The organism is Lacimonas salitolerans (assembly GCF_042677865.1).
GTDB lineage: Bacteria > Pseudomonadota > Alphaproteobacteria > Rhodobacterales > Rhodobacteraceae > Lutimaribacter > Lutimaribacter salitolerans.
Map to the genome: position 1 here is coordinate 19,978 of NZ_JBHUDD010000045.1, position 8,401 is coordinate 28,378.

General features: G+C 64.4%; 13 protein-coding genes. 5 read left to right on the forward strand and 8 right to left on the reverse strand.

What is annotated here, in order from left to right; all coding sequences use genetic code 11:
* Positions 1-354 precede the first annotated feature (354 nt).
* From ACFTOW_RS06920 to ACFTOW_RS06930, 3 genes are read left to right on the forward strand one after another with little or no spacing between them, the layout of a single operon-like run.
* Positions 355-1,617 (forward strand): site-specific DNA-methyltransferase, encoded by a 1,263-nt coding sequence (locus tag ACFTOW_RS06920; protein ID WP_379914333.1) that lies wholly within the window; start codon positions 355-357, stop codon positions 1,615-1,617.
* Positions 1,614-2,990 carry a site-specific DNA-methyltransferase gene (locus tag ACFTOW_RS06925; protein ID WP_379914334.1) on the forward strand — a complete coding sequence of 459 codons (1,377 nt, stop codon included), beginning with the start codon at positions 1,614-1,616 and terminating at the stop codon, positions 2,988-2,990. Before ACFTOW_RS06920 ends, ACFTOW_RS06925 begins: the two co-directional genes overlap by 4 nt.
* Positions 2,987-3,235: a DUF7220 family protein gene (locus tag ACFTOW_RS06930; protein ID WP_379914335.1), complete on the forward strand. Its 249-nt coding sequence runs from the start codon at positions 2,987-2,989 to the stop codon at positions 3,233-3,235. Before ACFTOW_RS06925 ends, ACFTOW_RS06930 begins: the two co-directional genes overlap by 4 nt.
* Here the strand turns inward: ACFTOW_RS06930 and ACFTOW_RS06935 are convergent.
* From ACFTOW_RS06935 to ACFTOW_RS06970, 8 genes are all read right to left on the reverse strand, one after another.
* Positions 3,207-3,407, reverse strand: coding sequence for a hypothetical protein (locus ACFTOW_RS06935; RefSeq protein WP_379914336.1), 201 nt, complete (start codon positions 3,405-3,407; stop codon positions 3,207-3,209). The genes ACFTOW_RS06930 and ACFTOW_RS06935 overlap by 29 nt on opposite strands.
* Positions 3,407-3,910 carry a DUF3489 domain-containing protein gene (locus ACFTOW_RS06940; RefSeq protein WP_379914337.1) on the reverse strand — a complete coding sequence of 168 codons (504 nt, stop codon included), beginning with the start codon at positions 3,908-3,910 and terminating at the stop codon, positions 3,407-3,409. The genes ACFTOW_RS06935 and ACFTOW_RS06940 overlap by 1 nt, the downstream gene beginning before the upstream one ends.
* Positions 3,911-3,947: 37 nt before the next feature.
* The gene (locus tag ACFTOW_RS06945; RefSeq protein ID WP_379914338.1) at positions 3,948-4,349 is read right to left on the reverse strand and encodes a hypothetical protein; all 402 of its coding nucleotides are present in this window, start codon (positions 4,347-4,349) and stop codon (positions 3,948-3,950) included.
* 103 nt (positions 4,350-4,452) lie between these two features.
* Positions 4,453-4,818 carry a hypothetical protein gene (locus ACFTOW_RS06950; RefSeq protein ID WP_379914339.1) on the reverse strand — a complete coding sequence of 122 codons (366 nt, stop codon included), beginning with the start codon at positions 4,816-4,818 and terminating at the stop codon, positions 4,453-4,455.
* A gap of 26 nt (positions 4,819-4,844) precedes the next feature.
* A complete protein-coding gene (locus ACFTOW_RS06955; RefSeq protein WP_379914340.1) occupies positions 4,845-5,129 on the reverse strand; it encodes a hypothetical protein in 285 nt (94 codons plus the stop codon).
* Positions 5,130-5,141: 12 nt separating this feature from the next.
* The gene (locus ACFTOW_RS06960; protein WP_296644747.1) at positions 5,142-5,360 is read right to left on the reverse strand and encodes a hypothetical protein; all 219 of its coding nucleotides are present in this window, start codon (positions 5,358-5,360) and stop codon (positions 5,142-5,144) included.
* Positions 5,361-5,372: 12 nt separating this feature from the next.
* Entirely contained in the window at positions 5,373-5,594 is a 222-nt protein-coding gene (locus ACFTOW_RS06965) for a DUF6900 domain-containing protein (RefSeq protein WP_379914341.1), read from the reverse strand.
* Positions 5,595-5,632: 38 nt separating this feature from the next.
* Positions 5,633-5,845, reverse strand: coding sequence for a hypothetical protein (locus tag ACFTOW_RS06970; RefSeq protein ID WP_379914342.1), 213 nt, complete (start codon positions 5,843-5,845; stop codon positions 5,633-5,635).
* Positions 5,846-5,989: 144 nt separating this feature from the next.
* On the opposite strand from ACFTOW_RS06970, the gene ACFTOW_RS06975 reads away from it, so the two are divergent.
* Positions 5,990-6,586 carry a hypothetical protein gene (locus ACFTOW_RS06975; protein WP_379914343.1) on the forward strand — a complete coding sequence of 199 codons (597 nt, stop codon included), beginning with the start codon at positions 5,990-5,992 and terminating at the stop codon, positions 6,584-6,586.
* Entirely contained in the window at positions 6,534-8,396 is a 1,863-nt protein-coding gene (locus ACFTOW_RS06980) for a phage terminase large subunit family protein (protein ID WP_379914344.1), read from the forward strand. Before ACFTOW_RS06975 ends, ACFTOW_RS06980 begins: the two co-directional genes overlap by 53 nt.
* The last annotated feature ends 5 nt before the right edge of the window (positions 8,397-8,401 follow it).

An 8,401-nucleotide genomic window follows, 5' to 3' on the forward strand; every position in this document is an offset into this window, starting at 1 on the left:
AACAGCCTTGCCGGAAATTATGACTCAATTTCAGAATCTTACGGGACCACACCGGTGGCCAAGGTGGATTCCTTTTGGAATCCAGGGATCCACCTGCGGAATCCACTGGGCACCGAAGCCACCTCCGGAAGCCACCCATCCCGCGCATTACCAGAAGGCATTGATTCCAGGCGCAAAAATGGTTTGACAAAGCTGCCCCCCTTGACCTATCCCTTAATTATCGAAGAATTGCGCCCGGAGAATATCCCTCGCGGGCGTTTTTGTTTTCCTGACATCGCGGAACCTGTTCAGCGGCCAGCCCTGTGGCTGCGCGCCAGCATCTGTATGCCCTGCCCCATATCCGGACCCCACCCCATGGACCTCGTCTTCGCGCCGAGCCAGATTGAAAGCTGGCCGATCGACCGGCTGCGCCCCTATGCTCGCAATGCCAAGATGCATGGCGATGACCAGGTGGCAAAGATCGCCGCCAGCATGACAAAGTTTGGATGGACCGTGCCCTGCATGGTGGCCGATGATGGCGAGCTGATCGCGGGCCATGGCCGCGTGCTGGCCGCGACGATGCTGGGGCTGACCGAAGTGCCGGTCATTCGTCTGGCGCATCTGGATGAGGCCGAGCGTCGCGCTTACCGCATCGCTGACAATAAACTGACCGAGCTGGGCGACTGGGACGAGGCGATGTTGCGCGACGAGATCGCCGGGCTGCTGGCCGAGGATTTCGATCTGTCCCTGCTCGGCATCAGCGATGATGATCTGGATGCGCTTCTGAAGGATCCCGAGGCGCTGGGCGATGATGGGCCGGTCGAGGGTGAAGATGACGTGCCCGATGTGCCAGTCACGCCGGTATCGGTCCCGGGCGATCTCTGGCAGCTGGGCGCCCACCGCTTGATCTGCGGCGACAGCACATCTGCTGATGTGGTCGGACGGCTGCTGGGCGATGTCCGCCCCCTGCTGATGGTGACCGACCCGCCCTATGGCGTCGAGTATGACCCCTCATGGCGGAACCAGGCTGGCGCGGCCAAGACCAAACGCACCGGCAAGGTGCTGAATGACGACCGGGCAGACTGGCGCGAGGCATGGGCGCTGTTCCCTGGCGACGTGGCCTATATCTGGCATGGCGCGCTGCACGCGGCGACCGTGGCAGAAAGTCTGACCGCCGCTGGCTTCGCCATCCGCTCGCAGATCATCTGGGCCAAGGACCGGCTGGTCCTCAGCCGCGGCGACTATCACTGGCAGCATGAACCCTGCTGGTATGCCGTGCGCGCCAAAGGCAAGGGTCACTGGGCCGGGGACCGCAAGCAGACCACGCTGTGGCAGATCGCCAACCGGGATCAGGACGCGGACACGGTGCACGGCACGCAGAAGCCGGTCGAATGCATGCGCCGGCCGATCCTGAACAACTCAAGTCCCGGTCAGGCGGTGTTTGAGCCCTTCATGGGATCGGGCACCACGCTGATCGCGGCCGAGACTACGGGCCGGACCTGCCTCGGGGTCGAGTTGAACCCCGCCTATATCGATGTGGCGATCGAGCGATGGCAGGCCTTCACGGGCGAAGAGGCTGTGCTGGCGGAAACCGGCGAGACATTCGCCGCCCTGAAATCCAAACGGCTGGCCGCATGACAGCGCATGTTCGCCCGAGCCAGATCGCGTTCTGGCCGCTCGATCGGCTCAAACCTTATGCGCGCAACGCCAAGACACATGATGCGCATCAGGTGGCCAAGATTGCCGCCAGCATGGCGGAGTTCGGCTGGACCGTTCCCTGCCTTGTCGCCGCCGACGGCGAGTTGATCGCCGGGCATGGCCGCGTCCTGGCTGCCACACAGCTCGGGCTGGCCGAGGCACCGGTCATCGTGCTAGACCATCTGACCGAGGCGCAGCGCCGGGCGTACCGCATCGCGGACAACAAACTGACCGAAATGGGCGGCTGGGATGACGCCCTGCTGCTGGAAGAACTGCGCGGGTTGCTGGCCGAGGATTTTGACCTCGGGCTGATCGGGATCCCCGAGGATGAGCTCGACGCGCTGCTGCACGATGCCGATGACGATCGCACGCCTATCGACGATGACGCTGCCGACACCATCCCCGAGCCCCCGGCGGAACCGATCACGCGGCCCGGCGACATCTGGGCGCTCGGGCATCATCGGCTGATCTGTGGCGATGCGACCGACCCAGCCGTGGTGGCGCGGGTGATGGACGGGGCGCAGGCGTCGCTGATGTTCACCTCGCCCCCCTATGCGCAGCAGCGCGACTATGGCGCGGCGAAGGAAAAGGTCGGCGATTGGGATTCGCTGATGCAGGGCGTCTTCGCCGCGGCACCCGTCGCCGCCGATGCACAGCTTCTGGTCAACCTCGGCCTCGTCCATCGCGACGGCGAGTGGATCCCCTACTGGGAAGGCTGGGTCAACTGGATACGCGCGCAGGGCTGGCGGCGCTTTGGCTGGTACGTCTGGGACCAGGGGCCCGGCCTGCCGGGTGACTGGAATGGTCGGCTGGCCCCGTCGCACGAGTTCATCTTCCACTTCAACCGTCAGCCTCGCAAACCGCACAAGACCATCCCGTCCAAGCACGCGGGCGAGACCCTCGGCGGCGGCGGGCTGCGTGGGGCCGACGGCACAGTCCATCGCAAGACCGGCTTTGGCAACGCGATCCAGAGCCATCGCATCCCCGACAGCGTCTTCCGCATCATGCGCCACAAAGGGGGCTTGGGCGCGGCCGGATCGCATCCGGCCGTATTTCCGGTGGCGCTGGTCGAGGCGGTGCTGGCGGCCTTCTCGGATCCCGGCGATCTTATCTTTGAACCCTTCTGCGGCTCCGGCACCCAGATCATCGCGGCGGAACGCACCGGGCGGCGCTGTTTCGCGGTAGAGTTGGATCCTGTGTATTGCGACGTCGCGGTGCGGCGGTGGGAGATGGCGACCGGGTGGACGGCCAGTCGCATCGTCAAGGAGGAGGAAGCACAGAAACCTGCGCGTCGGTCGAGGAAACGCGCATGACGCAGTCGCGCCGCATGTCCATGGTCGAGGCTGTCACCAATGTCGCCGTGGGCTACGCGCTGGCGGTCGCCACGCAGCTTGTGGTGTTCCCATGGTTCGACCTTCACCCAAGCCTTGGGGTGAACCTGACCATAGGCGCCCTATTCACCAGCATCTCGCTCCTGCGAAGCTACGCGCTGCGCAGGCTGTTCGCGCGCTGTCACCATCGGAGCAGCCTCAGTCGTCCAGAGGATCAAGGGCCGTGATATACGGATCGCCGATGTTCCACGATCCTTCATCGAGGGTCCAGATCGCATCGCTGCTGGCAGACAAGACTGTGAAGGCAGCGGCTTCCGCCGCCTCCGCATCCGCCGCCTCAACGGTGACGCTGGTGCTCTCGGTCACATCGCGGGTGATCAGAACCATGAAGCGGGGCATCAGGCTGCGTCCAACTTGTACACGGTGCCTCTGCCCTCGATCTTTTCCGATGTGATCTGAAGCCCCAGCTTTTTCTTGAGCCCGCCCGAGATCAGGCCACGGGCGCTATGCGCCAACCACCCCGTCGCTTCGACGATTTCAGCGATGGATGCGCCCTCGGGCCGCTGCAGCAGCGCGATAACCTGCGCCTGTTTGGTGCCCGCGCGGATGGCGACGGGTTTCGGCGCATCGCTGGCCGCCACCGGCGCGATCCCGATGGCCACCAGCCCGGCCTCGGTTGCGACCAGCGTGGTGCCGTGACCATCGCCCGTTTCGCGCCAGAGGGGCTCGCCCTTGCGCAGGTCGGCATCGACCTCCTCAACCCAGCCATTGGTGATCATGCGGTTGACCGCCATTTTGGCAGCAGCGCCATGCAGGCCGTCGGGCAGCGGCATGGCCAGATTGCCGGGGCGCGTGGCCGCGCGGCTGAGGATGATGGTCTGGGTGCCGGTGAGTTTGGGCATCTGGGCCTCCTGTCGTGATGAGGATTTCGGGGTTGCGTCACTCGCTCTCGGCCATGCTTGCCGCGATGGCGAAATGCTGAACCCAGCCGGTCAGATATGGCAGGCCTTCGGGGATGCCCTCGTCGCGCTCAAGCTGGCGCGAGATGCGCCAGTCCTGCCATCTGCGGATCGCCGATCTGATCGCGGTCTCACTGTCGATCTTGCAACCCACCATGTTGCCGACGACATCATCGGCGAAATGGCGGCCCATGCGGCTGTCCAGAAAGTCGCGGATGCCGATCATGTCTTCTTCGGTGGTGGCGCGTATGGCCTTGGCGATCTGGGTCGAGGCCAGCACCCAGACCTCCAAGCTGCGCCGGTCGCGCTCGGGACAAGTCGTCAGGGTGGCGAAAAATCCGTAGTCGGGGTTGCGGCTGGGCAGGATGGCAGGCGTAGTCATGGCAGAGGCTCCTTGGGGTGAGTTGCATCGTTTTTCTGGAACGACCATCGCTCCGGCGGGCCGATTAACGTAGGCAAATCTGAGCAATTTCAGTGCTTTCTGATCATTCGATCCGATGAGGATCAATCAGCGCCGTCTGTTCGGCATCAAAGCGCTGGGCAGCATCGGGCGGGTCGCGCCGCGCATTGACGATGGCCACGAACAGCGCGCGGGCGACGGCAACGACCTCGTCCGCTCCGGCGCTGGTCAGCTCGGCATCGTGAATGGCAATGGCCTCGCCCAGATCGGTCAGGGCATAAAGGGTCGCGAATTCCGCCTCGGGCGGATCACAGGTCTCGGTGTCACGGTCGTCGGCGCTGATCGCCACGCTGCGGCAGAAGCGCAGGTCGAAACCGATGGCGCAGTTGCGGCGAATAACATCGTCGAGGGTTTCCACTTCGGAGAGGCAGTTGAGAGACAGATCAGGCATTGCAGGTACCTTTCAGCTTTGGGGGATCACTCGGCATCGGGATTGACCTCGACCCACATGCCACCCAGCCAGAGATAGAGATGACAGAACTGGCGGGTGGGCTGAGGCAGGATCACCGGATCGCGGGATGGAATAAAAGCCTCGATCCCGTCCGCGCGCAGATAGCGGATTTCGCGGGCGACAAGGATGTCCTCGGGCGTCCACGGGGCCAGTGCGGGCAGCATATGCGACGGGTATCCGTCATAATGGCAATAAACATGGGCCCACTGATCCGGCCCGATCTGGATGGCAATCTGCGCACGCGTGCTCATGGCCCTGCCCCTTCAGATCAGTTTCAGGTCAACCAGCACGGCGCTGGCCTTGGCCAGCTGCACTGTCGGCAGGTCGATCCTGAGAGACGACGCCCCGTCCATGGCGTCGGCCCTGACCCCCGCCTCGCGCAGCGCGGTCTGGATGATCCCGGCCACGATATCGGGGCGGCTGCGGTCGAATTCGCGCGGCAGGGCATCGTGGTTGATCCGGATTGTCGTCATGGCAGTCATGGAAATGTCCTTTCAAAAATGAACTGTGTTGGAATCTGTGGCAGAACCTGCCTGCCGCCCGGCCTCAAACGCCGCCTCCAGCGCGGAGCGAATGGCCCAGACCGAGGTCTCGTGGAAATCGAGCGCATCGGAATTGCGGGTCTCGAGCGTTTCAAGAAACAGGTGTCGCTCGGCAATCTCAAGAAGCTGGGCGTCGCGCCGGGCCGTCGGATCGGTCTTTGTGCGGTTGGGCATGGTCAGTCCTCCAGATGGGTCTGTGGCGCCGGGCGCTCTCAGATCAGCCCGTGCTGCTTCAGGACCGGGACGACATCGGCCAGCTCGATGGTCAGGCAGTCGATGCCTATCCGGCCGGCCATCTCGAAGACTTCGGCGTTGAGGTTCACCTCGTTTAGCTTGCCTTGCAGTGCGGAAGTGCTCATGGCCTGCACAAAGCGCGTGCGATCGATGAAGATGCGGGTCGTGTCGGATGGGATGGCGATGGTCATTGGCTTTGGTCCTTTCGGGCGCTGTGTCTGGTGCGCGATGCACCGTTTCCTTGATGACAGACTCGCTCTATTCGGGAGTGTAATCAACTGAATAAGCAGCGCATTTCCGTTTATTTACAATAGTTTGAGGGTCACACCCGCGCCATGGAAGGTCTGTCTGAACGCGCCTATGCCGCCCAGTCCGGCCTCTCGCGCGGGGCCGTGCAGAAAGCCCGCAAAAATGGGCGATTGGTGCTCTTTGCCGATGGCTCGATCAACGCAGCGGCCTCGGATGCGCGGCGCGGTGCGATGACCGATCCCGACCAGCAGATGCGGTCGCGAGGCGGGTTTGGCGCGGGTGGTGATGGTGGCAGCGTTTCGGGCGCTGGGATTGGCGGCGGCACTGGCACTGGCACAGGCTCAGGCCCCGGCGACAGCACCTCTTATCTGAAAGCCCGCACCGCACTCACGGTCTATCAGGCGCAGGAACGCCAGCTGTCGATCCAGCGCAAGAAAGGCGTGCTGGTCGATCGGGCCCGCGCCGAGACGCTAGTCTTTCGCCTTGCGCGCCAGGAGCGTGATACATGGGTCACCTGGCCCACCCGCGTGGCGGCCCTGATGGCCGCGCAACTCGCCGCAGAGATGGAGGCCGCAACGGGCAGCCCCGTGACACTCGAGACTGCGATCCTGCAAAGGGTGCTGGAAACCCATGTCCGAGAGCAGCTCGACGCCCTCGCAGACCTCCGGGTCTCGCTTGCATGACAGCGAAGGAGAAACTGACCACGACCTGAGCGTCGATCTGGACCTCTCGTTCGACGGGGCCGAGGATATCCTGCGCGCGTGGCGGCGCGGTATGCGGCCCGATGCCGATCTCACCGTGTCGGAATGGGCCGATGCGCATCGCTGGCTCTCGTCGCGCGCCTCGGCCGAGCCGGGGCGGTATCGCACAGTGCGCACGCCCTATCTGCGCGCCATCATGGATACGCTGTCCCCGAACCACCCAGCGCAGCGCATCAGCTTCATGAAGGCCGCGCAGGTCGGCGCCACGGAAGCAGGCAACAACTGGATCGGTTTCGTGATCCATCACGCGCCGGGGCCGATGCTGGCGGTGCTGCCCACGGTCGAGATGGCCAAGCGCAGCTCGCGGGGCCGGATCGATCCGCTGATCGAGGATAGTGCTGCGCTGAAAGAACGCGTGAGCCCGGCCCGCTCGCGTGATGCGGGCAATTCGATGCTATCGAAAGAGTTTCCGGGCGGCATCCTGGTGCTGACCGGGGCGAACTCGGCCACCGGCCTGCGGTCGATGCCCGCGCGCTATGTGTTTCTCGATGAGGTCGATGCCTATCCCGCCTCGGCTGATGAGGAAGGCGATCCGGTCACGCTGGCCGAAGCGCGGACCACCACTTTCGCGCATCGGCGCAAGGTGTTCATGGTCTCGACACCCACTATCCGGGGGCTGAGCAGGATCGAGCGGGAGTTCGAGGCCAGCGACCAGCGCCGGTATTTTGTCCCCTGCCCGCATTGCGGCCATATGCAATGGCTGGAGTTCGAGCGACTGCGCTGGGATAAGGGACGGCCAGAGACTGCGGCGTATCACTGCGCGGGCTGCGAGACGCCCATTGCCGAGCACCACAAGACACAGATGCTGGAGCGGGGCGAATGGCGGGCGACGGCGGTGTCAACCGACCCGGCCGCCATCGGCTTCCACTTGTCTGCCCTCTATTCGCCGATCGGCTGGAAGAGCTGGGAACAGATCGCGCGGGACTGGCTGGCCGCCCAGGGCTCGGACGCGATGCTGCGCGCCGCCCGCAACACGCTCCTGGGCGAGACTTGGATCGAAAGCGGGGAAGCCCCGGAATGGCAGCGGCTGGCCGACCGGCGCATTGCGTTCCCCGCGCAGATCCCGGCAGGCGGGCTGTTCCTGACCGCCGGGGCCGATGTGCAAAAGGACCGGATCGAGGTCGACATCTGGGCCTGGGGTCGCGGGCTGGAAAGCTGGCTGGTCGATCACATCGTCATTCCCGGCGGGCCGGATGATCCGGCCTGTTGGGAGACGCTGACTGCCCTGCTCAGTCAAACGTGGACGCATCAGAACGGCGCAATCATGACGCTGGCCAAGCTGGCCATCGACACGGGCTACGAATCCGCCGCGGTCTATGCATGGTCGCGCAAGCAAGGGATCGCGCAAGTGGCACCCGTGAAGGGACTCGAGGGGTTCAACCGGGCAACGCCTGTGTCGGGGCCAACCTATGTTGATGCGACCGTGAATGGCCGGAAGCTCAAGCGCGGGGCACGGCTCTGGACGGTGGCAACAGCAACGTTCAAGGCCGAGACCTATCGGTATCTGCGGATTGAGCGGCCGTCGGAGGCAGATGCACCCGTCCCCGCAGGCACGATCCACCTGCCCGACTGGGTCGACAGCGAATGGCTGAAACAGCTCGTGGCCGAGCAGCTGGTCACCATCCGCGACAAGCGTGGCTATGCCCGACAGGAATGGCAGAAGCTGCGCGAGCGCAACGAGGCGCTGTGCCGCGCGACAAACAGGCTGAGAATCCAGCGTCAATCAGGATGAGAACG

Bases quoted from the DNA above. Each gene is read 5' to 3' on its own strand.
- ACFTOW_RS06920 (WP_379914333.1), top strand. From the start codon at position 355: ATGGACCTCGTCTTCGCGCCGAGCCAGATTGAAAGCTGGCCGATCGAC.
- ACFTOW_RS06925 (WP_379914334.1), top strand. From the start codon at position 1,614: ATGACAGCGCATGTTCGCCCGAGCCAGATCGCGTTCTGGCCGCTCGAT.
- ACFTOW_RS06930 (WP_379914335.1), top strand. From the start codon at position 2,987: ATGACGCAGTCGCGCCGCATGTCCATGGTCGAGGCTGTCACCAATGTC.
- ACFTOW_RS06935 (WP_379914336.1), bottom strand. From the start codon at position 3,407: ATGCCCCGCTTCATGGTTCTGATCACCCGCGATGTGACCGAGAGCACC.
- ACFTOW_RS06940 (WP_379914337.1), bottom strand. From the start codon at position 3,910: ATGCCCAAACTCACCGGCACCCAGACCATCATCCTCAGCCGCGCGGCC.
- ACFTOW_RS06945 (WP_379914338.1), bottom strand. From the start codon at position 4,349: ATGACTACGCCTGCCATCCTGCCCAGCCGCAACCCCGACTACGGATTT.
- ACFTOW_RS06950 (WP_379914339.1), bottom strand. From the start codon at position 4,818: ATGCCTGATCTGTCTCTCAACTGCCTCTCCGAAGTGGAAACCCTCGAC.
- ACFTOW_RS06955 (WP_379914340.1), bottom strand. From the start codon at position 5,129: ATGAGCACGCGTGCGCAGATTGCCATCCAGATCGGGCCGGATCAGTGG.
- ACFTOW_RS06960 (WP_296644747.1), bottom strand. From the start codon at position 5,360: ATGACTGCCATGACGACAATCCGGATCAACCACGATGCCCTGCCGCGC.
- ACFTOW_RS06965 (WP_379914341.1), bottom strand. From the start codon at position 5,594: ATGCCCAACCGCACAAAGACCGATCCGACGGCCCGGCGCGACGCCCAG.
- ACFTOW_RS06970 (WP_379914342.1), bottom strand. From the start codon at position 5,845: ATGACCATCGCCATCCCATCCGACACGACCCGCATCTTCATCGATCGC.
- ACFTOW_RS06975 (WP_379914343.1), top strand. From the start codon at position 5,990: ATGGAAGGTCTGTCTGAACGCGCCTATGCCGCCCAGTCCGGCCTCTCG.
- ACFTOW_RS06980 (WP_379914344.1), top strand. From the start codon at position 6,534: ATGTCCGAGAGCAGCTCGACGCCCTCGCAGACCTCCGGGTCTCGCTTG.